Raw genomic sequence first — 23,777 nt, 5'->3', positions numbered from 1 at the left:
TTTTTCAAGTTGCAAATAAAAAATCTAGTAATAACTTATAAGTTATTACTAGATAAAATTAATCTTTTTTTTCTAATGCTGATTTAGATAAATCAACTAATTTTTTAAATTCAGCTGGTTGATGAATTGCCATTTCCGATAACATTTTTCGATTAATATCAACATTCGCTTTATGTAAACCATTAATAAATTGTGAATAAGACGTATCACATTCTCTAGCAGCACCATTAATTCGTGTAATCCATAAACTTCGAAACGCGCATTTACGCTTTTTGCGATCACGATAAGCATATACTAAAGACTTCATTACTTGTTCTTTAGCAGTTCTAAATAATGTATGTTTTGAACCAAAATAACCTTTAGCTTGTTTTAAAACCTTTTTATGGCGTTTCCTAATAGTAACGCCCCCCTTAACTCTTGCCATTATTATATTTCCTTTCTAACTAAGTAGTAGATTTTTTAATCTTCGGTAATCAGTTTTATGTACTGCTACTTCCTTTCTTAAATGTCTTTTTTTTTAGTTGACTTATTTTGTGCTAAATGAGAAGCAAAAGCACGCTTGCGCTGTCATTCACCAGTTCCGGTAATTTTAATTCGTTTCTGTAATGCTTTTTTTGTTTTCATTTTTGGCATTTTTTTGCTCCTTTTTTTTATTTAAATCCTTATCTTTTTTAGCAATTAAATACATATCATAAAACTGACCAGTTAACTTTGGTGTTTTTTCAATTTCACAATATTCTTTTACTAAATCATAAAACCGCATTAATGTTTCATAACCAAATTCTTTACGATGTGATTCTCTACCTCGAAACTTTAAAGATATTTTAACCCGATCACCATCTTTTAAAAATTCTATTACCTTCTTGGCTTTAAATCGCAAATCATGCTCACCGATATTAGGTGTTAAACGCATTTCTTTGTTTTGAATAATTCGCTGCTTTTTTTTATTATCTTTATCTTTTTTTTGCTCTTCATATTTATATCTACCATAATCTAAAATTTTAGATACTGGCGGATTAACATTAGGTGAAACAATAAACAAATCTAGACCCTGCTCTTTAGCAGCTCTTAAGGCATCATTTCGTAACATCACACCTAATTGATTGCCATTTTGATCAATAACTAAAACTTCACAAAAAGGAATATTTTGATTAATAAGATCATTATTTGGCTTATATTTCATAAAATAGAAAACCTCCCATAACAACATAGAAAAAGTGCGTACTAATACACACTCACTATTAAAATATTTAGATTTTAAATCTAAAATTATTATTAGCCGTTTACCCATAACGATAATATGTTGTTATCAGGTGAGTGTAACACTACTTTTTTTATTTATGTTCTTGTAAATAATAACATAAATAAGTAAAAATGCAAAAAAAATATTAAACTCAGGTCGCGTTTATTTTTCTTAGGTATTGCTTTGAAGAAGTAAAACAAAAACAATCAGTTAATTTTTATATGAGTCTGTCCAAAATTCTGTGTCTCGATAATTCATTCTGAATTATACTTAAACGAAGGAGAACAGAAAATGACAAAAAAATAAAAAAAGAACCTGATGCAATTGATAAAGTTGTTGATTATTTTTTAGAAAATATTGATAATCCACAAGATTTATTTAAAGGCAATACTATTTTTCAAGAATTTACCAGAAAATTAACTGAAAGAATGTTAAATGTAGAAATTAAAGATCATCTTGAAACTGATGAGAATCATAATAGACTTGGTACATAACTATAACTAGCTTAATTCAAAATTATATATTCCTGAAATTAAGTTAAATCGTAATTCAAACCTTCTAATCTTATTGTGGTAACGATAAACTAGTATTTTAAATCTTTTTAATCTAGCAAAAACATGCTCAATGGCAATTCTAACTTTACTTAAAAAATTTTTATATTCCTTTTTATCTGGATTTAAAGGATTATTTTTACTCTTTTTAATTGGCAATAATGTATTTTTATGAACATTTTGCAAACCTTGATATTCTGAATCAGCAACTAATTCTATTTTTGGATTTATAAATGTATTTGATTTTAAAAATAACTTATAATCATAAATACTGCCATAACAAAAATCTACTGAAATAATTTTATTGCTAAATAAATCAATAATTATTTGCGATTTTAATGTAGAAACCATATAAATATGACAAGATTTTGGTTTTTACAAGTTTGCTGTTAATTAATAAATAAATACGAGCTCATTTATTTATTATAAGAAATATAAGGTTAAATTAATATTTATTATTTTTAGTTATGCCTTGTATTTTTTTGTGCCTTGATCTAACACAATATGACCGAAATGGCGTGCCGGAGCGAAATATTCTTGGATACCGATTTCTTCGTTTTTGGCATTATTTTTTTCTCAATCCGTTCCTTCTAAAAATAAATTGGTTTCATCTTATAACAGTAAGGTTTTGTCTGGCAATACCGGATAATCAAAGTCTAATAATCCCATATGGCCTAAACTTAATTTTTGGGTTTCTAGTAATGGAAAGGTTGAGGCGATGTGATATTTCTTCTTTTTTAGTAATTTTAATGCGTATACTAGAAGGGCGGTTTTCCCAGTTCTTAACGAACCAATAACAATATTTAATGGTGAGTTATTTTTTAAGAAATTAATCACTTTGTTAATTTGTGTTAAATTACCGATTTTAAAAAGGAAAATTAAAATACAACCCGCTAAAAATAAATAGCTTACAATATTTTTAAAATAACCGTTGTAAATATATCAAATTGCTCCGCAATGTCATAAAATTAAAAATGAGGCGCGATTTAATTCAATAAAATGGTTATTTTTTTTCTATTATTCATTTGCAAAATTTCATCTTGCACCTCGCTTTATTTTTTTATTAGCGTACTGCTCCAAGTAATTTTTCAAACATTTTAAAGCAAATAAAGAATGTGGTCAAAATAAATGGAAAAATGAAGATTCAGTAGTAGTGGTCAGCAAAGAAGTTACCGACTTGTGGCATATTAACAGCAATAATTTCTCATATTTTAGTAAACGCTGTTATAATTGCATTTCATGATTTAGTCATCGCGTCATTAGCTGTTATTTTTGTTACTACTGGCGCTTCTGTTAAGAAAGTTCCAATCATATAATCACCCCCTTTCTTTTTAAAACATTCATCATTTATATTCAAAGTTTTTCTTAAATTTGTTAAAACCACGATTAACCTTAACACGATTGTATTTTTTTCTAATTAATTTTGAATTTCTCTGTGAATATATCACAATGTAACTTCGCGATATTACTTTTGTTTCTATCTAAATACTGATATGGTTTTTCAAAGGAGCATTAGAATAAATCACACCATAATCGCTGTTAAGAATCAAAAAGCAATGTTTTTGCTATTAAAAGTCAAAGTGGTGCTTCGGTTAATTTAATTTCTTTACCACCAGTAATGTGGGCCGGAATAGTTGTAATTTGAATAAATAAATCTCAGAAAGTTTGTTTAATTTGTTCTCAATTAAATTCTTTTAAATTTATTGTCATTTTTTATCGCCCAAAAATCATTTTTATTGGTAAATACATAATTGAAATTAAGGCGAAAAGAAAAGTAATGATAATAATTAATCCGGCAATAAAGGCAACCTGTGCAGGCATTTTTTCTATCGAAACAAACAGCTCTAAAAATTTCATAATAATTTTTCAAAACATTATTTTTTATCCTCGTTATTTTCTTTTAAATTAGGATCTTTAACCCATTCTTCAAAGCGAGCAATAAATATCTTTTCATCTTTTGTGAAATTACCAGTATTATTTTTAATGACATTTTTATATTTAATTCGCATTTTTATTTTGACATATATTTTATAAGCAAAATATGCCAATAGCATTATGCAAATGATAATAAATATTGTTCCAATCGCAATATTCATTTTTAAACTCCTTTAAAATAGTTATAATTTATATCTTTTTTGTTGTTTTCTTTTTCGGCAATGAAGAAGCTTAATAATTCTTGTCCCTTAATTAATTTTGTTTTGTTTTGTTTTTGATTAATTGAAATTATTTGATATTTACTATCTTTTATTATTCCGGTGCAAATTGAATTTTCATATTTTCCTTTATGAACAAATCGTTTTGCAAACCAAACACCGATTTGTTCATTAAATCACGGAATTTTTGGTGCTTTAATAAACATTGCGTTTTGTGTTTCTTTTAAGAGATATTTTTTAGTATTTAAGAAAATGTTTTCAATGTTTTTCATAATAAATTACCTTTCTTATAAATAAACTAAGTTATATTAACTAAGTTGTTAGTTAACTTAGTTTTTTAAACACTTATATATCGCAGATTTAAGTGTTTAACAAGCTTTGTTAGTAAATTTTGTTTTTTTAATTAGATAAAGATTTTGATAATTTTAAACTTAGCATACCCCCTTATATAGAAATTTCTACACTTTAGCATCCGCATCCTACCATCTACCCTTGGAACTAATTTAATAGCGTGTATATTTTTAGGAAACCCATCTATTCATTTTTTTATTGCAAAATGAAACAAATTGCTATAGCTAATAGGGCGTTATCTATTAACTGGTAAAACTTCTTTTGGTTATAGCAACCACCCACAATTTATCGTGTTTTAATATATACTAACATTATTAATTCACTTGTATTTAATTTTCAAAGAACAAATTTTTAACATCTTATAAAATAAAAAGACAATCATTGCTGACTGTCTTAATACTTATTCAAATCTTTGCCTACCTAACAAAAATTTATGCGTCTGATTTTTTTAAACAAGAAGGTGTTTATAAACCAAAACCGTCTGAAGATATATTGACTACTTATGGCTGAGAAATTCCTAAACTTGAAAGTATTAAAGTGTCATTTGTTTATTTAGATAGATATCAATTAAATAAACCACAATATTTTATAAATTCATTTTCAGCTAAAGTGCCACCACAACCAGAGAAAGATAACGAGAAACCGTTACCTACGGAAATAAATAAAAATGATGGTGATTATGATTATACTCAGTTTCAAGATAAACTAGATTATTTGATGATACAACGCCGAGATTTTGATAAATTTAATTATAGTTATTTATATTGAATACCCATTTTTAATTTCTTTGACGATAATTTTAAATATATGAGTGAAATGTCAGTTGAACTAAATGGTTTTAAACAAAATAGTAAATTTAGTTTAAGTCGCAAAAATTTATATCCGCCTGGTTTCATTGAAAAAGTTATTTTTAGAGAACTTTCCTTTTCTAGTTTTGGTGATGTTATTACTATAAAAACTGAGCATGGTAGCATTGTGGGCTATAATGAGTTTTTAGAAAATGGTAAATCGCTTTGAAAATCCGGCCCGCAACAAGCTTTGGAGGAGATTTTATTAATACCTTTTTTGGACAAGTTAATTATTATGGTAATACTTTCCATTTTTTACGCTATGATGATAAATTAAAAACTGATTTTAAAGATTTTATGCTTTATTACCAAAAAGATTTAACCATTGATTTTATTAATGGGTTATTTAATAAACTTTATAAAGTTTTAGGTGAGTTTTTTGTACAATTCTTTTATGCCGGTTTTGATATGGATGTTTCTACTTATGTAGAATTAGATTACAAAGGAATGCAACAAATCCCTAAAAATGTTTTACAAATGGGTTTTTTCTATCGCTCCTTAATTACTTTTTATCCCAAACGGTATTTAATTAACTTTGATTCAACAACGGAAAATAGTAAGAATATGATTTTTCGTTCTTATTTCTTTGTTAAAGATAAACCAAATTGCCAATGGTTTTAATAGTGGTAAAAATTCTTATCAAATAGATTTTAATGTGTTAAAAGCATATGATAACCAATTATGGGCGGGATGTTACTAGTAATAAACTGCATTTTTACAATGCCAAAGTTGATGTCATGTATGGAATTAATGTTTTTACGCTAACTTTTCCACTATATAAAAAGAAAAATGAAAGTACTGAATATCATTATTCTTTATACGATTTTAACATTTTGAATTCAACGGCCTTTATTGGCGGCGGAATAAGTGGATAATATGGAAGATTTAATTCCGACGCCGAATTGTTGTTCTTATTTGGGATTATTTAGTGCTATATCTTGTGGTATTCAGCATGTTTCTGTTAGCGTGTTAAATTGATTACTTGGTCTTTCGGGGATTAATCTTTTAATTCGCCCCTCTTGCGTGCGGATATTGCTAAAACAACGATTAATTTTACCAAAACCACCTTTCCGGTGTTTGAAATTATTCCGGCATTTCAGATGTTATTTGAATTTGTAGTGCCGTTAGCAATCTTATTAATGATATTAAAAAAGTTCTCTTAAATATTGCCAATATTTTTTATAATATAATTCCTTTGAAAGGAGGATTTTTCTTTATGCGAAAATTTTTATCAGCTTTAAATTTAGTATGTGTAATGTTTATTTTTGGATGTAGAAGTAATGTTTCTGAAAAAAAATTACAATTTTCTGGTTTAAATAATACATTTTTTAATGTAGAGAGTTTTGGCTCTGCTGGAAGAATAATTTTTTATGATGAAAGTGTTTGTTTTCCAGATGATATGTCTGAAAAAAGCTTTTTAATCGACAATCAAAGTATTAATAATCCTATAAAGGATTTTTTTAAATGAGAAGGTATTTATAAACCAAAACCATCTGAAGATATATTGACTACTTATGGCTGAGAAATTCCTAAACTTGAAAGTATTAAAGTGTCATTTGTTTATTTAGATAGATATCAATTAAATAAACCACAATATTTTATAATTTAATTTTTAGCAAAAATACCTAATTAATTAGCAATTTTAATAAATATGTTTGAAAATCGTATTTTTTGTAATACGGTTTTATTAATTTAAGGAGTTTAAAAAAATGAAATATATTATCCCCAAGCTGATTTAGCAGATTTAAAAGCAAAAGCACAAAGTTGATTAAGTGTTAATTGCCATAATCATTATTACTATAAAACTAAAAAACGCACTACTGCCTATTTAAATTTATGTACTTATTTCTTTCTATATTAAAAAAATTACTTTAACAAAACTTATTAAAAAATATTTTAAGAACAAAACGAAAACCTTTTATCGTTGGGCATAAAAAATTATAACTGCTTATTATTCTGACAATTTAGATTTGTTATTGTTTAAAACTACAAAACCACAAAATCTTAATTATCAATATAGTTTAAATTCTCGCAAAAAAGTATGTGATTTATATTTTGATTACAAAAATCTTCAAGCCGGTGGAATGTGGTCTTTATTTAACAATTTAAAAATCAGTTTTCACGATATTAAAAATTCAGAAGTTTCTAAAAACATCAAAACTTTTTATCGCTGAATTAAATCTGATCTTCGTTGAAAAGAATTAAAACAACAAGTCAAACAAACTAAACGCCATTTTGAGCGTTATGAAGATGAAGTTTTTGAAATTGGTCTTTTACAAATGGATGCCAAAATTATTACCACATCAAGTTTTCCGGTTGATAAAAAATATTACATTTATGGATTTCATTGACGAAATGACACGCATAGCGCATTTGGTTATGTTTATGATAGTTTAGGAACTAATAATGCGGTTAATGCCTTGCGAAGAGCAGTGAAAGATTTCGGCGAATTTGATATAACAATTAAACGCCTTCGCACTGATAATGCTCCTGAATTTACTACTACTAATTGAAGTAATAAAAAAGCATATAAAGTAAAAGAAAGGCCTTTTACAACCTTTCTTTCAAGGAACGGAATTGTCCACGAAACCACACCAATCCGTTCTCCTCAGAGCAACGGGAAGATCGAATGATTCCACCAACATTATACCAAATTATTTTATTTTAAGGATAAAAAACTAAATTAAAATGAAATTCAACATTTCTTAAATCAATATTATTACTTTTATAACTTTGAAAGCTGTCATTTATCATTAAACACTAAAACGCCATTTTAAACATTACAAAAATTTTTAAGAAAATAATTTGTCTATATTTTAAATTGTTATTTTTTGCAAATAATTAAATTGGTTGTGCACACCCCAATTAAAGTGATTGTTCCTAAAAAACTTAATATTTTTTTTCATATTTTTAATTCCTTTCTTTTTATACATTTTGTTAATTTAATTAAAAATGGAAATAATTTGTTTATTTCCATAAAAATATTTATTTTTAATATTTTACTTTTATAAAGGTAATTAACCGCTTGCTGATGTTGTTCATATTGATAATTGATTTACGGGATCTTCATTTACAGCTAAATTTAATCCATTAGAAATATCATTACTTCTAAATAAATTTCTAAATGATTGTGGATTTTTATTTCATCTATTTAACAAAATTACTAATAAACCACCAGCGCCGCGCCGATAGGAATAGATAATGCTCTAGCTAGAGCACTGCCTTCTAAAACGGCACCAGTAAAATCCAAGAGCAACACAACTAATGCCCCTCCTATACCATCTCTTAAATTCTGAGCTATAGTTAATTGTGATAATGTTTGTGCGGCTTGTCTTCCTATTCTTAAAACAAAATTATTTCCTCAATTTGATGAACTTTCAATTATAACTTCATCATTATGTAAATAATAAACTGTTCCAGGAATTGGCGTTGTTGTGCTTTGTCTTTTATTTCGTTTTAAAGTTTCTAACTTGTTATTTTCTTGATTTTTATAAGAACTTGCAGAAACCAAAATTGGCATAACACTACCTGTAATTGTTACTACACTTAATAAACTTAACAGTTTTTTCATTATAATTATTATCCTTTCTTTATTTAATTCATTTTTAAATTTTTATTGATCAATTACAACACCATAATAGCTGTTATAATATCTTTCACCAGGAATAGCTCACGCACTATTTGCATCAGTTTTTATCACTAATCCAAGATTATCATTATTTTTTTAAGAAAAAATTATTAATCTCATCATACTTTGACACTATGATTTCAATCATAATTGAACGATTTGATTGAGTAACAGCGCTACCAAATTCATCTATATTAAAAGTATTTAAAGTACTTACTAATGAATTTTTAAATTCTTGAGCATTCTTAGTATCATGTTGAAAAGAAATGTTCTGTCAAGTAGAATGACTAATGTATATATGTAAATAATTTCCTTTATTTTGCAATTTATTAACATTCCATCTTTTTACACGAACTAAATTTTCTAAGTTATTTGTTTGTAAATAATTAATTTTACTTTTCGCTGAAGATGGAGCGTTTCCGATAATTCCGGCCATTCCGATTCCGCCCCCCCCGCTATTGTTATTGTTCCTAATAATCCTAGTAATTTTTTCATATTAATTAACTTCCTTTTTGTGAATTTTTACTAATTAATAAAATTTACCGAATAATTAACAACCTTTCTCCGAATTTTAATCTACAGTCTCATTAGTCTGGAATTTGATTGTACCATATTAGGAGATTTTTACTGAATTTTTTTAATTTTAAAAGGACGCATAAATTTTTGTTAGGCAGGAAAAAAAGGTTTAAATAATTTTTAATGACAATCAACGACAATTTAATTATCATTTTATTTAGAAAATAAATAGTAAAACAAAATATTTAATATTATTAACAAACATAATCTTAAGTAAAAAGTTATAAAAACTAAGTAAAATGCTTATAAAACCAACATTAAAATAATTTTTTACAACAAAAATCATATATAAGAAATATATACTTAATTTGAATATTGAAATAATTTATAGTAAATGATTGTTTTTTCTTTTTTAAAAAATACCTAAGAAAACTAAACGTGACCATTTTAAAAAAACTGCTTGTGTTTGTCATAAGTCTGTGGTTTATTGCATAAATGTTGCCTTTTCTTACTAGAAAATAATAATTTTAGTTTTTTTTAATTCTTTCAACTGAAATTTCTGTAGCATCAATTACTAATAAATTATTATTAGTACTCTTATTTTTCAATAATATCCTTTTGCCAGATATATGAAATTGACTATTTTTTATTAAAGTATTTTCAACTCAAAAGATATCACGAATAAAACCAACATGACTAATATTATATTTTTTTGCAATAACAAGATATGTACTATATTCTTTTCATTATTCTAAAGTCATAAGTAATCTTTGCTCTATTGATAATTTATTTGGTCTACCACCAATTTGTTTTTGTTTAGCTTCAGCTTCTTTTAAAATTTTTGCTATTTTCATGAAAGTTTTATATTTTATAGTCTAGTAAGCATAAATGTTATAGTTATAAGTTATACCAAGTCTAATGATTTAAAATCAATTTATACAGCAATTAATGAAGAAATAGCGTTAGTTGCTTTAGATCATTTTTCAGAAAAATGAAATAAAAAGTATCCACAAATTACTAAATCATGAAAAAATAACTGAGATAATTTAATAATTTTTCTTGAATATCCTCAAGAATTTAGAAGAATTATTTATACAACTAATACAATAGAGTCTGTTAATAGTCAACCAAGAAAAGTCGTTAAAAATAAAAAGATTTTTCCTAATGATTTATCAGTTTTTAAAATATTTTATTTAGCATTTTAAAATATGACTAAAAAATGAACAATGCCAATTCAAAATTGGGGTAGTGCAATTTCACATTTAATGATAAAATTTGAGGACAGAGTGAATTTAAGTTAATTACTTAGAGACACAGTTAATTGGACAGCCCCAAACAAAAAAAAAATACTTAAGGCCCCCCTATATATTTATAAATTTCTTATTACATATGATACAATTACTAGCGAAATTAGAATTTATAAATAAATGGGGTATAAAAATGTTTACTGATTTTTTGGCAAATCGCATTACTAAAGCTATTAAGAAGAATATTAAGACATCAACTTTAACAGAAAAAAATATGGAAGCTACTTTAAGTGAAATTAAACTTGCTTTATTAGAGGCTGATGTTAATTTTAATGTTGTAAAAGAATTTGTTAATAATGTTCGTGATCTAGCGATGGGAGAGTTTATTCTTGAAGGTTTAAAACCCGAACAAATGTTAATTAAAATTGTTCATAATGAGTTAATTCGTATTATGGGACATAAAGAACATTTATTGAATCTTAATAAACGACCAACAGTTATTATGATGGTTGGGTTACAAGGAAGTGGAAAAACAACCACAACAGCTAAATTAGCAAATTTATTACGAAAAAAGTATCATAATAATTCTTTGTTAGTTGCTTGTGATGTGTATCGACCGGCAGCCATTGAACAGTTAAAATCGTTAGGTAAGCAATTAGACATTCCTGTATTTTCATTGGATGATGAAAAAGATGTTGTTACAATTGCTAACAATGCTCTTAATTATGCAATTGAAAATAAGTTTGATGTTGTTATTGTTGATACAGCAGGAAGATTGCATATTGATAGCATATTAATGGATGAATTATCTAATTTAAAACAAAATATTAATCCCCAAGAAATTCTTATTGTTGTTGACGCGATGACAGGACAAGAAATAATTAATGTTACTGAACGATTTCATCAATATCTTAATTTAACAGGAACAATTCTTTCTAAACTAGATGGCGATGCTCGTGGTGGGGCGGCACTTTCTATTAGTCATTTAACTAAAATTCCGATTATGTTTGCTGGCGCGGGAGAAAAGGTTGAAGCACTAGATATTTTTTATCCTGAAAGAATGGCTGACCGAATTTTAGGGATGGGCGATGTTCAAAGTTTATTTGAAAAAGCTCAGGATATTGTTGATGAAAGATCAATTCAGAAAACAATGAATCGGATGATGATGGGACAATTTGATTTAGATGATTTATCTAATCAAATGAAACAAATGTCAAAGATGGGTAGATTTTCAGGAATAATTAAAATGATGCCCGGGGTTAATAATCTTAGTGATATCAAAATTGAAGGCGCTGAAAGTAAGCTATTATTTACAAGGGCATTATTAGATTCAATGACTAAAAAAGAACGAAGAGATCCGCGACTTTTAAAACATTTAAAAAGAAAAAATCGGATTGTTAGAGGTTCGGGACGAAATGAAAAAGAATTTAATAATTTAATAAATCAATTTGAAAAAGCTAAAAAAAGTGTTGATTCAATAGCAAAACAAATTAAATCAGGAAGAATACCAGATTTTAGTAAGTTTAAGTTTAGATAAATAATTTCTAATCCTTAGTTTAAGAGGGGCTGTCCAAAATTCTGTGTCTCGATAATTCATTCTGAATTATACTTAAACGAAGGAGAACAGAAAATGATAAAAAAAGTAAAAAAAAGAACCTGATGCAATTGATAAAGTTGTGGATTATTTTTTAGAAAATATTGATAATCCACAAGATTTATTTAAAAGTAATAATATTTTTCAGGAATTTATCAAAAAATTAACTGAAAGAATGTTAAATGCAGAAATTAAAGATCATCTTGAAACTGATGAGAATCATAATAAAAGAAATGGCAACACACCAAAAACCATTATTACTAAAAATGGTTCAATTGCAATTGATGTATCAAGAGATCAAAATAGTACTTTTGAACCAGTAATTATTCCAAAAAGACAAAGAAAATTTGATAACTTTGATCAAAAAGTAATTTCTTTATATGCAAGAGGAATGACAATTTCTGATATCAAAGCACAATTACAAGAATTCTATCACGGAACAGAAATTTCAGAAAGTTTAATTAATCAAATAACTGATGATGTTATTGAAGAAGTTAGAGTGTGACAAACTAAACCTTTAGAGAAGATTTATCTGATTGTTTATTTTGATTGTATTGTTGTTGTTAAAGTAGAACAAGATAAACGAATAATAAACAAAGCAGTATATCTTGCCTTAGGAATTAATTTAAATGGTTTAAAAGATATTTTAGGAATGTGAATTAGCGAGAATGAGGGAACCAAATTTTGACTGAATATAAAATAATCCTTTTACGGAAATGAAAAATCGTGGCTTACAAGATATTCTTGTTGCTTATAGTGATAATTTAACAGGAATGTCTGATGCAATAGAAGCTGTTTTTCCAAAAACACAACATCAATTATGTATTGTTCATCAAATTCGTAATAGTTTAAAATTCGTTCCTTACAAAGACCGCAAACTGGTAGCTAATGATTTAAAATCAATTTATACAGCAATTAATGAAGATACAGCCTTACTTGCTTTAGACAATTTTGCTGAAAAGCGAGATAAAAAATACCCCCAAGTTGCTAAATCATGAAAAAATAACTAAGATAATTTAATAATTTTTCTTGAATATCCTCAAGAATTTAGAAGAATTATTTATACAACTAATACAATAGAGTCTGTTAATAGTCAACCAAGAAAAGTAATTAAGAATAAAAAGATTTTTCCTAATGACGCATCAGTTTTTAAAATATTTTATTTAGCATTTCAAAATATGACTAAAAAATGAACAATGCCAATTCAAAATTGGGGTAGTGCAATTTCACACTTAATGATAAAATTTGAAGACAGAGCGAATTTAAGTTAATTACTTAGGAGGGACACAGTTAATTGTACAATTCCAGTTAAAAAAAAGAATTAGAAATTATTTTATTTTTATTTATTTTATGTCACGATTATCTTTTCTTATTAAAACAGCTTTAATTTTACGAGCCCCATAAATCTTATGACTTTTATTAAATGCGCCGATAACTTCTTCTTCATAATTATTAACATAATATTTAACACAATCATTAGTTTGATAATAATATGTTGATTTTGCTATTTTTAATACTTGACATATTTTTAGCACGGAATATTTTTCTTTATTATTGTTAATAATTCCTATTTTTTGCCAATTATCAGTGCTGCTCGCTTTAAAATGTCATTGTCTATTCGTAATTGTTGTTTTTATTTTCGTAAGTAAATTAATTCATTTTCTTCATTACTTTGATTATCTTTTGCTTTAAAAGAACCAGAATTATTAAAATTTTCAATTCACTGATATACGGCTGATTTTGAAACCCCGCATTCTTTAATAATTTCAACAATGCTTTTTCAATTTTGATAAAGCATGACAATTTGTTTTTTAAATTCATCTGTATATGAATTTTTGCCCATTTTTATATTCCTACTTTCTTAATAATTTTATTTTATTTGAAAGTCCACATAAATATGGTCCAACTTATTCTAACCTATCCAGTTTTGAGAAATTATTATGGAATTCTTAAAACTGTTTGTTCCGATAGAAAAAATGCTTGCACAAGTCTCGTTTATTGCCGGATTAATTATTATCATTGCTTTTCTTTTCGTCTTAATTTCAATTATGTATTTACCAATAAAAATGATTTTTGGGCGATAAAAAATGACAGTAAATTTAAAAGAATTTAATTGAGAACAAATTAAACAAAATTTCTGAGATTTATTTATTCAAATTACAACTATTCCAGTTCATGTTAGTGGCGGGTGGTAAAGAAATTGATTTAACCGAAGCACCACTTTGACTTTTAATAGCAAACATTGCTTTTTAATTCTTAACAGCGATTATGGTGTGATTTGTTTTAATGCTGCTTTGAAAAAGCATATCAGTATTTAGATAGAAACAAAAGTAATGTCAAGAAGTTACATTGTGATGCATTCCCAAAGAAATTCAAAATTAATTAGAAAAAAATATAACCGTGTTAAGGTTAATCGTGGTTTTAACAAATTTAAGAAAAAATTTGAATATAAATGATGAATGTTTTAAAAAGAAAGGGGGGTGATTATATGATTGGAACTTTCTTAACAGAAGCACCAGCAGTAACAAAAATAACAGCTAGTGACGCAATGACTAAATTATGAAATGCGATTATAACAGCATTTACTAAAATGTGAGAAATTATTGCTGTTAATATGCCACAAATCGGCAACTTCTTTGCTGACTACTGAATCTTAATTTTTTCCATTTATTTTGGCAATATTCTTTATTTGTTTTAAAATGTTTGAAAAATTACTTGGAGCAGTCCGCTAATAAAAAAATAAAGTGAGGTGCAAGATGAAATTTTGCAAATGAATAATAGAAAAAAATAACCATTTTATTGAATTAAATCGCACCTCATTTTTAATTTTATGACATTGCGGAGCAATTTGATATATTTACAACGGTTATTTTAAAAACATTGTAAGCTATTTATTTTTAGCAGGTTGTATTTTAATTTTTCTTTTTAAAATCGGTAATTTAACACAAATTAACAAAGTTATTAATTTCTTAAAAAATTCACCATTAAATATTGTTATTGATTCATTAGGAACTGGAAAAACTGCCTTTTTAGTATACGCATCAAAATTACTAAAAAAGAAAAAATATCATATCGCATCAACATTTCCATTACTAGAAACCCAAAAATTAAGTTTAGGTCATATGGGATTATTAGACTTTGATTATCCGGTATTGTCAGACAAAACCTTACTGTTATGAGATGAAACCAATTTATTTTTAGAAGGAACGGATTGAGAAAAAAATAATACTAAAAACGAAGAAACGGGTATTCAAGAATATTTTGCTTTGGCACGCCATTTCGGTCATATTGTGTTAGCTAGCGGTCAAAGAGATAAACATATTTGAGTTAAAGTTCGTGATATTGCCAATAATGTGATTGTGGGAATTCGTAAAAAACCCGTTAATATTTTTCGCCCCTACTTAAAGGTCATCTATTGGAATGGTAACCCTTTTTAAGACATTTTTTATGTAGACTGCCATTTTCTAAATTTAATGGGTGTTAAATAATTTAAGCTACTGTGAATTCGAATATTGTTTTATTAATTAACAAAATCAAATAGTTCGCATTTTAATTGTGTTAAATTTTCAAATTTTTTACCCTTAATAAATTCTTTTTTAAAGGTTCTGTAAGTTGTTTCAGTCACAGCATTATCATAATGATAACCTTTATTGCTTAATGATCCCTTAATATTAAAGGTTATTAAAATTTCATCAATGATTTTATTTTTGAACTCATTACCGCGATCGGTATGAAATAAAGTTATTTGCTTTAATAGTCGTGTTATTTTATGAAAAGCTTGTTGAACTAGTTCAGCGGTTTTGTTTAGCCCAGCATTATATCCAATTATTTCGCGATTAAACAAGTTAATTAATAAACAAATATAGTGTCATTTCCCACCAACTTGCACATATGTTAAATCACTAACAACAACTTCATTAAGTTTTTTGTCATTAAATTCACGATTTAAAACATTACTAATTTGGGCATTATTAGTTGTTGTTTTGTGATTACGATATTTTAATTTGGTTTATTTAGAAACCAAATTATTTTTGATCATAATGCATCTGATTTTTCGCCGCGATAAGATGATATCTTTTCTTATTAAAACAGCTTTAATTTTACGGACCCCATAAATTTTGCGACTTTTATTAAATGTATTGACAATTTCTTGTTCATAATTATTAACTTGCTTGTTAGTGCATTTATTAGGTTGATAATAATACAATAATACGTTGATTTTGATAAACCCAAAATCTTACATATTTTCCTCGCTGAATATTTGTTATTGTTGTTATTAATTATTTTTATTTTTTGGCCATTATCAGTGCCGCTTGCTTTAAAATATCTTTTTCCATTCGTAATTGTTTTAATTCTTTTCGTAAGTAAATTAATTTATTTTCTTCATTACTTCGATTATCTTTTACTTTAAAATAATCAGAATTATCGAATGATTTTATTCAATTATAAATAGCAGGTTTTGAAATACCATATTCATTAATAATTTCAATAATGCTTTTTCAATTTTGATAAAGCATGATAATTTGTTTTTTAAATTCATCTGTATATGAATTTTTGCCCATTTTTATATTCCCACTTTCTTAATAATTTTATTTTATTTGAAAGTCCACATAAATATGGTCCAACTTATTGTAACCTATCCAAATAGTTGAATTAAATTATATAAGGACGGAAATCATCAAGAATTAGTGAAAAACATTCGTAATGTTGCTAAAAATGAGTTAAATAAAGATATTAAAACAAATTTAAGAAAGGCGAGTAATTATTTCAGTAATAATAAGCAAGGTATTCATCATAAGAATTTAAATAACCTATTACATTTAAGAATGGCAAATTTAAACAAATTAAATGTATTACATTATATTAATGAAAATATTAATTCAGAAATAGAAATCAGAAAAGAAATATATAAAACTTCATTATGAAATAAATATAATAAGAAAAATGATGATAGTTGAATTAATAAAGGTAGTATTGTATATACAAATAAATATATTACATTTAAGTAAGTAAAAATATTAGTTAAAATTTAATAAAATTAATAATTTTTTATTGTGTAAAAATTCAATAATATGATAAAACGATGATGAATAAAAATGACAATAACAAGAAAGGCGGGGTTAGTTTGGTAATTAAATAATATAATTAGCTGATTGTTTTACTTCTTCAAAGCAATACCTAACAAAATTAAACGCGACCCGACGATCATATTTTCTGTGTGTCTTTGTTTAGTTTTTGCTATAATATATAATATATATCGCATTAGAGGAGGATAGTAATAGATGTGTCAAGAATTACAGATGTAAGAGCGATAGAAGTTTTAGATTCTCGTGGTAATCCCACAATTCAAGTGGAAGTGTGAAGTGAATTTGGTTATGGTAAAGCCTTGGTTCCTCCGTCAGGGGCATCGACAGGTGAATTAGAAGCTTTAGAATCAAGAGATAAAGATGAAAAGCGATATATGAGTAAAGGTGTTTTAAAATCTGTTGCTAATATTAATAAAACGATTCGTGAAGAAGTAGTAGGAATGGATATGGATGGATGTTACTAATCAACTTTTAGTTGATCTAGTGATGATTAAATTAGATGGTACTGATAATAAAGAAAAATTAGGTGCTAATGCCATTTTAGGAGTATCAATGGCAATTATGCGCGCAGCCGCTGATGAAGTAGGTTTACCATTATATCAGTATATTGGCGGTATTGATGCTAGAAAATTACCAGTACCAGTGTTAAACATTATTAATGGCAGGAAGCATGCGGATAACACAATTGATTTTCAAGAGTTTATGATTATGCCGGTTAGTGCTCTTGATTTTAAAGAAGCAATTAGAATGGCAGCAGAAGTATTTCATTACTTTAAAGAAAATTTTATACGATGTGCTGGTGATACTACTTCTGTTGGTGATGAAGGTGGGCGGATTTGCTCCAAATTTAGATAATGAAGGTGCATTAGATGTTATTGTTAAAGCAATTCAAACAGTAGGATATAAAGCTGGTATTGATATTAAAATTGCAATGGATTGTGCTTCTGGTGAACTATATGATAAGGAACGAAAAATTTATGTCTTTAAAAAACTAAGTAAAAAAACTGGTCAAGCTGTTGAAAAAACCACTGACGAAATGATTTCGTATTTAGAACAGTTAGGTTAGTTAATAAATATCCGATTATTTCTATTGAAGATGAACTATCAGAACATGATTGATTGGGATGGTTTTGTTAAATTAACAGAAAAGTTAGGTAATAAAGTTCAAATTATGGGAGATGATATTTTTGTAACTAATCCTAAGATAACAAAAGAAGGTATTGAAAAGCAAGCGGCTAACTCAATTTTAATTAAAATAAATCAAATTGGAACAATGAGTGAAACGATTGCAACGATTCAAATGGCTCAAAAAGCTAATTGAACAACAGTTGTATCACATCGTTCAGGTGAAACTGAAGATACAACTATTGCTGATTTAGCGGTTGCTTTAAACACTGGACAAATTAAAACTGGTTCAATGTCAAGAACCGATCGGATTGCTAAATATAATCGCCTCTTAGCGATTGCACATGAATTAGGTGTTATTGATGAATATGATGGAATGGAAACATTTTATAACTTAACAAAGAAAACTTAAAATATTTAAATATCTCCCAATTAATTGGGAGATATTTTTTATTTAAGAATATTATTTCTTTAATTAGAAACGTTTTTCACTCTATTCTTGTTATTGTAACCTATCCACTTCATTCAATGAAAAATATTACTGTCAAAAGAAAACACCCCCTAAAAATTTGTAAAAACCAAATATACTAAACATCTGTGATTTCTAAATAATTAAAAAAGACCGAATTTTATTTCAGTCTTTTTCTTGGTTTTTGGAAAATTCCCACCAACCGAATATTTTATGCGCTCAATGAATATTAGTCCAATTGTAATATTCATTTTTAAACTCCTTTAAAATAGTTATAATTTATATCTTTTTTGTTGTTTTCTTTTTCGGCAATGAAAAAACCTAATAATTCTTGTCCCTTAATTAATTTGGTTTCATTTTCTTTTTGATTAATTGAAATTATTTGATATTTACTATTCTTGATTATTTCGATGCAAATTGAATTTTCATATTTTCCTTTATAAACAAATCGCTTTGAAAACCAAATACCGATTTGTTTATTAAATCACGGAATTTTTGGGGCTTTAATAAGCATTGCGTTTTGTGTTTCTTTTAAAAGATATTTTTTAGTATTTAAGAAAATGTTTTCAATGTTTTTCATAATAAATTATCTTTCTTATGAATAAACTAAGTTATATTAACTAAGTTAGTTAACTTAGTTTTTTAAACACTTATATATCGTAGATTTAAGTGTTTAACAAGCTTTGTTAGTAAATTTTGTTTTTTTATTAGATAAAGATTTTAATAATTTTAAACTTAGTATCTTCCTATATAGAAATTTCTACACTTTAATGTCCGCATCCTACCCTTGGAACTAATTTAATAGCGTGTATATTTTTAGGAAATCCACCCATTCATTTTTTTATTGCAAAACGAAACAAATTGCTATAGCTAATAGGGTGTTGGGTGTTATCTATTAACTGGTAAATTTCTTTTGGTTATGGCGCGACCACCCACAATTTATCGTGCTTTAATACATACCAACATTATTAATTCACTTGTATTTAATTTTCAAAGAACAAAATTTTAACACCTCATAAAATAAAAAGACAATCATTGCTGACTGTCTTAATACTTATTCAAATCTTTTGCCTACCTAACAAAACTTTATGCAACCGCTGTAATCTTCATTAATTAACTATTTTAAATATTCTAAACTTTTAACAATAACATTATCTCGTAAATACTTTAAAAAGGAAATTTTAATTTTTACACCATAAATATTATTATTAAAATTAAGAATATATGATTCACATTTTAAAACATTATCAATTCTAATAATACAAGAAATTGCTTGATAGTTTTTATTATCTAAACTAACATTAGTAATATAAAAACCCTCATTTAATATTGAGAAATTATCATTTAGATGAATATTTGCTGTTGGAAATTGAATTTTATTATTTAATTTATTACCTTTAACAACAACACCTTTAATATTATAAGGTTGTAATAATAACTTATTAGCACTAGCAATTTGTTTTTCTTGTAGTAACTGACGAATATATGTTGTTGATACCCGAATATCATTATTAATTAAAACTTTATTAACAACAATTACTTTAGAAAAATTTTTCTGCAAATGACTAATATTTCCCAGACCAAAATTTGCAAAACGAAAATCATCACCAACAACAATAATATCAATATTCAATTGTTTAAGATAAAAAATAACCTGTTCAATTGATCATTTTCTTGTATTATCATTAAATGGAAAAATAACAAAATTATCAAATCCCATTAATGAAACTAATTTTTGCTTATCTCCCATATCAAGCAAGTCATCATATTGTTGTTTTAAAATTATTTTCTTTGGTGCTATTGAAAAAGTAAAAAATAGTGATTGATAATTATTTTCTTTAGCTTCCTTTAATACTGTTTGAGTTAATAACTGATGTCCAATATGAAGTCCATCAAAAAATCCTAAACACGCTACTTGTTTATTTGAAAATTGCTGTTTTTCATCAATAGTATTAATTATTTTCATCATTTCATAATCCTTTTTTGCAATAATATTTATTATCTAGTCCCTTAACATATATTGCTAATGGGATTTGATTATTATCAGTTAACAATACAGTATCATTTTCAACATCTTTTAATTGAATAACCTTACCATTTTTAATATCTTTTGTTTCTTTAACATTAATAAGTGGCATATAGTCTTGTAATACATTTGATAATGAAATCATATTTCATTCTTGAATTTTATCAAGTTTTCAACAATTACTAATCTTATATGCACCACTAGCTATTCTTTGCAATTTTTTTACTGTTGCTATAGTATTTAAAGCTTTAGCAATGTCTACTACTAAACTACGAATATATGTTCCTTTTGAACATTTAACTTTTAAGGAAACATAAGGAAAATCAAAACTTACTAACTCTAAATAATCTAACTTAACAAGTCGTTTTGCTAATAATACTTTTTGGTCCTTGCGAGCATATTTATAAAGTTTTTTTCCTTGAAACTTAATCGCAGAATATTTAGGCGGTGTTTGATTGTATGATAACGGAAAAAAATTTAAACAATTAAGAAATTGTTCTTTTGTAATTAACTTATTATCATTAGCAATAACATTACCAGTAATATCACCACTATTAGTTAAAATATTAAATTGCATTGTTACTAAATACTCTTTCATTTCATTCAATAATAATGAAGAAATCTTTGTCGCTTGATTGACCAAAATTATTAGTACACCAGCAGCTAGAGGGTCTAAAGTTCCGGCATGACCAACTTTATAATATTTAAACTTTTTTTTAAGATAAGATACTACTTGATGCGATGTCATCCCAGTGGGTTTATCAATTAGTAAAATTCCTGAATTCATTATAATAAAAAACCTCTAAGGATATTATATCATCCCACACTTAAAAGACCTTGAAAAATTTACCAATACAACTAGGGCGCGTTTAGTTTTCTTAGGTATTGCTTTGAAAAAGTAAAACAATCAGCTAATTATATTATTTAATTACTAAACTAACCATATCTTTCTTGTTATTGCCATTTTTATTCTTTTTCATTTTATCATATTATTGAATTTTTACACAATAAAAAATTATTAATTTTATTAAATTTTAACTAATATTTTTACTTACTTAAATGAATATATTTATTTGCATATACAATGTTGCCTTTGCTGATTCAACTATCATCTGGATTGGCAACCCTTTTTAGGACAATTTTTATATAGACATTTGTTTTCTAAAAGTAACTGGAGATAAATAATTTAAACTGCCATGTATTCTAAGATTATTGTATCAATTAATGTAATCAAATAATTCAAGTTCTAATTGTGCAAGATCATTGAATTTTCTACCATTAATAAATTTTGTTTTAAAAACTTTATAAGCTGCTTCAGCAACTGCATTATCATATGGACAACCCTTCGCACTCAATGATCTTTGAATTTTAAATGTAGATAATAATTAATCAATTATATTATTTTTAAACTCATTTCATTACCTCGGTCGGTATGAAATATTTCAATTTTTGATAATGGTCTGGTCTAGTAATTCGCATAATAGCTTGATAAACCAACTCCGTATTTTTATTTGGTCCGGAACTATAACCAACAATCTCGCGATTATACAAATCAATTAGGAGACATACATAAAATCATTTAAAACCCACTTTTATATAAGTTAAGTCACTAACGATAATTTCATTTATTTTTCTATTATTAAAGTCTCGGTTTACAATGTTATTTACTGGATGATTATTTACTTGAATATTTTTGCATTTAAGTCTTGTTTTTGTGTACTTTGATATCAAATTATTGTTTTTCATAATGTTTCTAATTTTGCGTCTAGATAGGTTAATACTTTTATGAGCTAATACTACTTTGATTTTTCGGGCTCCATAGACTTGGCGGCTTTCGTTAAATGCACTGATAATTTCTTGATTATAATTATTCACTATTTTCCTTGTGTATTTATTAATTTGATAATAGTAATTGGATTTTGAAATATTTAATAATTTACACATTTTTCTTATTGAATATTTTTTCTTATTGCTATTAATTATTGTTATTTTTTGGCCATTATCAGTGCGGCTTGCTTTAAAATGTCATTTTCCATTTTTAAGTCTTTAAGTTCTTTTCGTAAAGTTATTATTTCATTTTCTTCTAGTTTGCGATTGTCTTTTGCTTTAAATGAACCAGAATTATTATAATTTTTAACTCAACTATAAATAGTTGGTTTTGGTAAATTATATTCTTTCCCTAAATTAATAACACTTTTGCCATTTTTGTATAGCATGACAATTTGTTTTTTAAATTCTTCAGAGTATGAGGTTTTATTTCCCATTTTTATATTCCTTCTTTCTTAATAATTTCGAAGTCTATATAATTATGGTCCAACTTATTGTAACCTATCCATAGTTTTGGTAACGTTAGATATATTTTAGATGGTTATCATGCTATTAAAAAATTAAAACAAGCGGCATTTAATATTATTTTTGAAAATCGCAAAGTAATACTAAATAGTTGAATTAAATTATATAAGGATGGAAATCATCAAGAATTAATCAAAAACATTCGTAATATTGCTAAAAATGAATTAAATAAAGATATTGAAACAAATTTAAGAAAGGCGAGTAATTATTTCAAAAACAATAAGCATGGTATTCATCACCAAAATTTAGAATGAAATATCGGTTGTAACATTGAAGGTGATGTATCACATTTGGTAAAACAACAATTAGGATATGGAACAAAAATATATAATCATAAGAATTTAAATAACCTATTACATTATATTAATGAAAATATTAATTCAGAAATAGAAATCAGAAAAGAAATATATAAAAATTCATTATGAAATAAATATAATAATAAAAATGATGATAGTTGAATTAATTATAAAGGTAATATTGTAACAAATAAATATAATAGATTTAAGTAAGTAAAAATTAAGTAAAAATATAAAATTAATATATATTTAGTCAAAATTTAATAATAATTAATAATTTTTATTGTGTAA

Annotated in this window: 30 protein-coding genes and 7 pseudogenes; 17 read left to right on the top strand and 20 right to left on the bottom strand. The window is 26.0% G+C overall.

Annotated features, from left to right (window positions below; translation table 4 throughout):
- Positions 1 to 58: 58 nt before the first annotated feature.
- From rplT to infC, 3 genes and pseudogenes are all read right to left on the bottom strand, one after another.
- The gene (gene rplT, locus AACK93_RS05565; protein ID WP_339024079.1) at positions 59 to 424 is read right to left on the bottom strand and encodes a 50S ribosomal protein L20; all 366 of its coding nucleotides are present in this window, start codon (positions 422 to 424) and stop codon (positions 59 to 61) included.
- 15 nt (positions 425 to 439) lie between these two features.
- Positions 440 to 633: pseudogene (gene rpmI, locus AACK93_RS05560) on the bottom strand (50S ribosomal protein L35).
- A complete protein-coding gene (gene infC, locus AACK93_RS05555) occupies positions 590 to 1,183 on the bottom strand; it encodes a translation initiation factor IF-3 (RefSeq protein ID WP_339024078.1) in 594 nt (197 codons plus the stop codon). The pseudogene rpmI and the gene infC overlap by 44 nt, the downstream one beginning before the upstream one ends.
- Positions 1,184 to 1,509: 326 nt before the next feature.
- On the opposite strand from infC, the pseudogene AACK93_RS05550 reads away from it, so the two are divergent.
- A pseudogene (locus AACK93_RS05550) lies at positions 1,510 to 1,725 on the top strand (hypothetical protein); the annotation flags it as partial.
- A gap of 18 nt (positions 1,726 to 1,743) precedes the next feature.
- Here AACK93_RS05550 and AACK93_RS05545 read toward each other — a convergent pair.
- From AACK93_RS05545 to AACK93_RS05515, 7 genes are all read right to left on the bottom strand, one after another.
- A complete protein-coding gene (locus AACK93_RS05545) occupies positions 1,744 to 2,145 on the bottom strand; it encodes a transposase family protein (RefSeq protein ID WP_339024076.1) in 402 nt (133 codons plus the stop codon).
- A gap of 261 nt (positions 2,146 to 2,406) precedes the next feature.
- On the bottom strand, positions 2,407 to 2,631 hold the full coding sequence (locus tag AACK93_RS05540; protein WP_339024075.1) for a hypothetical protein: 225 nt from the start codon (positions 2,629 to 2,631) through the stop codon (positions 2,407 to 2,409).
- A gap of 226 nt (positions 2,632 to 2,857) precedes the next feature.
- Positions 2,858 to 3,178, bottom strand: a complete 321-nt coding sequence (locus AACK93_RS05535; protein WP_339024074.1) for a hypothetical protein — start codon at positions 3,176 to 3,178, stop codon at positions 2,858 to 2,860.
- Between the two features lie 155 nt (positions 3,179 to 3,333).
- Positions 3,334 to 3,504, bottom strand: coding sequence for a hypothetical protein (locus tag AACK93_RS05530; protein WP_339024073.1), 171 nt, complete (start codon positions 3,502 to 3,504; stop codon positions 3,334 to 3,336).
- 3 nt (positions 3,505 to 3,507) lie between these two features.
- On the bottom strand, positions 3,508 to 3,669 hold the full coding sequence (locus tag AACK93_RS05525; protein WP_339024072.1) for a hypothetical protein: 162 nt from the start codon (positions 3,667 to 3,669) through the stop codon (positions 3,508 to 3,510).
- A complete protein-coding gene (locus AACK93_RS05520; protein WP_339024071.1) occupies positions 3,669 to 3,890 on the bottom strand; it encodes a hypothetical protein in 222 nt (73 codons plus the stop codon). The genes AACK93_RS05525 and AACK93_RS05520 overlap by 1 nt, the downstream gene beginning before the upstream one ends.
- A gap of 2 nt (positions 3,891 to 3,892) precedes the next feature.
- The gene (locus AACK93_RS05515) at positions 3,893 to 4,219 is read right to left on the bottom strand and encodes a hypothetical protein (RefSeq protein WP_339024070.1); all 327 of its coding nucleotides are present in this window, start codon (positions 4,217 to 4,219) and stop codon (positions 3,893 to 3,895) included.
- A gap of 460 nt (positions 4,220 to 4,679) precedes the next feature.
- Between AACK93_RS05515 and AACK93_RS05510 the strand changes: the two genes are divergently transcribed.
- From AACK93_RS05510 to AACK93_RS05490, 5 genes are all read left to right on the top strand, one after another.
- Positions 4,680 to 5,423 carry a hypothetical protein gene (locus AACK93_RS05510; protein WP_339024069.1) on the top strand — a complete coding sequence of 248 codons (744 nt, stop codon included), beginning with the start codon at positions 4,680 to 4,682 and terminating at the stop codon, positions 5,421 to 5,423.
- The gene (locus AACK93_RS05505) at positions 5,312 to 5,767 is read left to right on the top strand and encodes a hypothetical protein (protein ID WP_339024068.1); all 456 of its coding nucleotides are present in this window, start codon (positions 5,312 to 5,314) and stop codon (positions 5,765 to 5,767) included. The genes AACK93_RS05510 and AACK93_RS05505 overlap by 112 nt, the downstream gene beginning before the upstream one ends.
- Positions 5,768 to 5,814: 47 nt before the next feature.
- Positions 5,815 to 6,021, top strand: a complete 207-nt coding sequence (locus tag AACK93_RS05500) for a hypothetical protein (RefSeq protein WP_339024067.1) — start codon at positions 5,815 to 5,817, stop codon at positions 6,019 to 6,021.
- A gap of 341 nt (positions 6,022 to 6,362) precedes the next feature.
- The gene (locus AACK93_RS05495; RefSeq protein WP_339024066.1) at positions 6,363 to 6,755 is read left to right on the top strand and encodes a hypothetical protein; all 393 of its coding nucleotides are present in this window, start codon (positions 6,363 to 6,365) and stop codon (positions 6,753 to 6,755) included.
- Positions 6,756 to 7,122: 367 nt separating this feature from the next.
- On the top strand, positions 7,123 to 7,833 hold the full coding sequence (locus tag AACK93_RS05490; protein WP_339024065.1) for a hypothetical protein: 711 nt from the start codon (positions 7,123 to 7,125) through the stop codon (positions 7,831 to 7,833).
- Between the two features lie 330 nt (positions 7,834 to 8,163).
- Here AACK93_RS05490 and AACK93_RS05485 read toward each other — a convergent pair whose 3' ends face one another.
- From AACK93_RS05485 to AACK93_RS05475, 3 genes are all read right to left on the bottom strand, one after another.
- On the bottom strand, positions 8,164 to 8,304 hold the full coding sequence (locus AACK93_RS05485; protein WP_339024064.1) for a hypothetical protein: 141 nt from the start codon (positions 8,302 to 8,304) through the stop codon (positions 8,164 to 8,166).
- A 5-nt stretch (positions 8,305 to 8,309) separates the two neighbouring features.
- Complete coding sequence (locus AACK93_RS05480; RefSeq protein WP_339024063.1) at positions 8,310 to 8,717, bottom strand: hypothetical protein; 408 nt, start codon at positions 8,715 to 8,717, stop codon at positions 8,310 to 8,312.
- Positions 8,718 to 8,862: 145 nt separating this feature from the next.
- Positions 8,863 to 9,210, bottom strand: a complete 348-nt coding sequence (locus AACK93_RS05475) for a hypothetical protein (protein WP_339024062.1) — start codon at positions 9,208 to 9,210, stop codon at positions 8,863 to 8,865.
- 1,000 nt (positions 9,211 to 10,210) lie between these two features.
- Between AACK93_RS05475 and AACK93_RS08180 the strand changes: the two are divergent.
- The 3 genes and pseudogenes from AACK93_RS08180 to AACK93_RS08175 form a co-directional block, all read left to right on the top strand.
- Positions 10,211 to 10,591, top strand: a pseudogene (locus tag AACK93_RS08180) (transposase); the annotation flags it as partial.
- A 139-nt stretch (positions 10,592 to 10,730) separates the two neighbouring features.
- Positions 10,731 to 12,074, top strand: coding sequence for a signal recognition particle protein (gene ffh, locus AACK93_RS05470; protein WP_339024061.1), 1,344 nt, complete (start codon positions 10,731 to 10,733; stop codon positions 12,072 to 12,074).
- A gap of 139 nt (positions 12,075 to 12,213) precedes the next feature.
- A pseudogene (locus AACK93_RS08175) lies at positions 12,214 to 13,402 on the top strand (IS256 family transposase).
- A gap of 72 nt (positions 13,403 to 13,474) precedes the next feature.
- Here AACK93_RS08175 and AACK93_RS05455 read toward each other — a convergent pair.
- Positions 13,475 to 13,666, bottom strand: a complete 192-nt coding sequence (locus AACK93_RS05455) for a hypothetical protein (protein ID WP_339024059.1) — start codon at positions 13,664 to 13,666, stop codon at positions 13,475 to 13,477.
- A 98-nt stretch (positions 13,667 to 13,764) separates the two neighbouring features.
- Positions 13,765 to 13,974: a helix-turn-helix domain-containing protein gene (locus AACK93_RS05450; protein WP_339024058.1), complete on the bottom strand. Its 210-nt coding sequence runs from the start codon at positions 13,972 to 13,974 to the stop codon at positions 13,765 to 13,767.
- A 97-nt stretch (positions 13,975 to 14,071) separates the two neighbouring features.
- Between AACK93_RS05450 and AACK93_RS05445 the strand changes: the two genes are divergently transcribed.
- The 3 genes from AACK93_RS05445 (at position 14,072) to AACK93_RS05435 (ending at position 15,568) form a co-directional block, all read left to right on the top strand.
- Complete coding sequence (locus tag AACK93_RS05445; protein WP_339024057.1) at positions 14,072 to 14,215, top strand: hypothetical protein; 144 nt, start codon at positions 14,072 to 14,074, stop codon at positions 14,213 to 14,215.
- A 404-nt stretch (positions 14,216 to 14,619) separates the two neighbouring features.
- Positions 14,620 to 14,829: a hypothetical protein gene (locus AACK93_RS05440; RefSeq protein ID WP_339024056.1), complete on the top strand. Its 210-nt coding sequence runs from the start codon at positions 14,620 to 14,622 to the stop codon at positions 14,827 to 14,829.
- Positions 14,830 to 14,887: 58 nt separating this feature from the next.
- Positions 14,888 to 15,568: a hypothetical protein gene (locus AACK93_RS05435; RefSeq protein WP_339024055.1), complete on the top strand. Its 681-nt coding sequence runs from the start codon at positions 14,888 to 14,890 to the stop codon at positions 15,566 to 15,568.
- A gap of 86 nt (positions 15,569 to 15,654) precedes the next feature.
- Here AACK93_RS05435 and AACK93_RS05430 read toward each other — a convergent pair.
- Positions 15,655 to 16,693, bottom strand: a pseudogene (locus AACK93_RS05430) (IS3 family transposase); the annotation flags it as partial.
- Positions 16,694 to 16,747: 54 nt separating this feature from the next.
- Here AACK93_RS05430 and AACK93_RS05425 point away from each other — a divergent pair.
- The 4 genes and pseudogenes from AACK93_RS05425 (at position 16,748) to AACK93_RS05410 (ending at position 18,755) form a co-directional block, all read left to right on the top strand.
- Positions 16,748 to 17,140: a hypothetical protein gene (locus tag AACK93_RS05425; protein ID WP_339024054.1), complete on the top strand. Its 393-nt coding sequence runs from the start codon at positions 16,748 to 16,750 to the stop codon at positions 17,138 to 17,140.
- 275 nt (positions 17,141 to 17,415) lie between these two features.
- A complete protein-coding gene (locus tag AACK93_RS05420) occupies positions 17,416 to 17,682 on the top strand; it encodes a hypothetical protein (RefSeq protein WP_339024053.1) in 267 nt (88 codons plus the stop codon).
- Positions 17,669 to 18,073, top strand: a complete 405-nt coding sequence (locus tag AACK93_RS05415) for a hypothetical protein (RefSeq protein WP_339024052.1) — start codon at positions 17,669 to 17,671, stop codon at positions 18,071 to 18,073. Before AACK93_RS05420 ends, AACK93_RS05415 begins: the two co-directional genes overlap by 14 nt.
- Positions 18,039 to 18,755, top strand: a pseudogene (locus tag AACK93_RS05410) (hypothetical protein). Before AACK93_RS05415 ends, AACK93_RS05410 begins: the two are co-directional and overlap by 35 nt.
- A gap of 310 nt (positions 18,756 to 19,065) precedes the next feature.
- On the opposite strand, the gene AACK93_RS05405 reads toward AACK93_RS05410, so the two are convergent.
- The 4 genes and pseudogenes from AACK93_RS05405 to AACK93_RS05390 form a co-directional block, all read right to left on the bottom strand.
- Positions 19,066 to 19,392, bottom strand: a complete 327-nt coding sequence (locus tag AACK93_RS05405) for a hypothetical protein (RefSeq protein WP_339024051.1) — start codon at positions 19,390 to 19,392, stop codon at positions 19,066 to 19,068.
- A gap of 537 nt (positions 19,393 to 19,929) precedes the next feature.
- Positions 19,930 to 20,778: a riboflavin biosynthesis protein RibF gene (ribF, locus tag AACK93_RS05400; RefSeq protein WP_339024050.1), complete on the bottom strand. Its 849-nt coding sequence runs from the start codon at positions 20,776 to 20,778 to the stop codon at positions 19,930 to 19,932.
- On the bottom strand, positions 20,765 to 21,625 hold the full coding sequence (gene truB, locus AACK93_RS05395) for a tRNA pseudouridine(55) synthase TruB (protein WP_339024049.1): 861 nt from the start codon (positions 21,623 to 21,625) through the stop codon (positions 20,765 to 20,767). Before truB ends, ribF begins: the two co-directional genes overlap by 14 nt.
- A 355-nt stretch (positions 21,626 to 21,980) precedes the next feature.
- A pseudogene (locus AACK93_RS05390) lies at positions 21,981 to 23,102 on the bottom strand (IS3 family transposase).
- Positions 23,103 to 23,480: 378 nt separating this feature from the next.
- Between AACK93_RS05390 and AACK93_RS05385 the strand changes: the two are divergent.
- On the top strand, positions 23,481 to 23,699 hold the full coding sequence (locus tag AACK93_RS05385; protein ID WP_339024048.1) for a hypothetical protein: 219 nt from the start codon (positions 23,481 to 23,483) through the stop codon (positions 23,697 to 23,699).
- The last annotated feature ends 78 nt before the right edge of the window (positions 23,700 to 23,777 follow it).

The organism is Spiroplasma endosymbiont of Agriotes lineatus, from assembly GCF_964019485.1.
Taxonomy (GTDB): domain Bacteria; phylum Bacillota_I; class Bacilli_A; order Mycoplasmatales; family Nriv7; genus Nriv7.
This window is presented reverse-complemented; position numbering and strand designations above follow the sequence as displayed.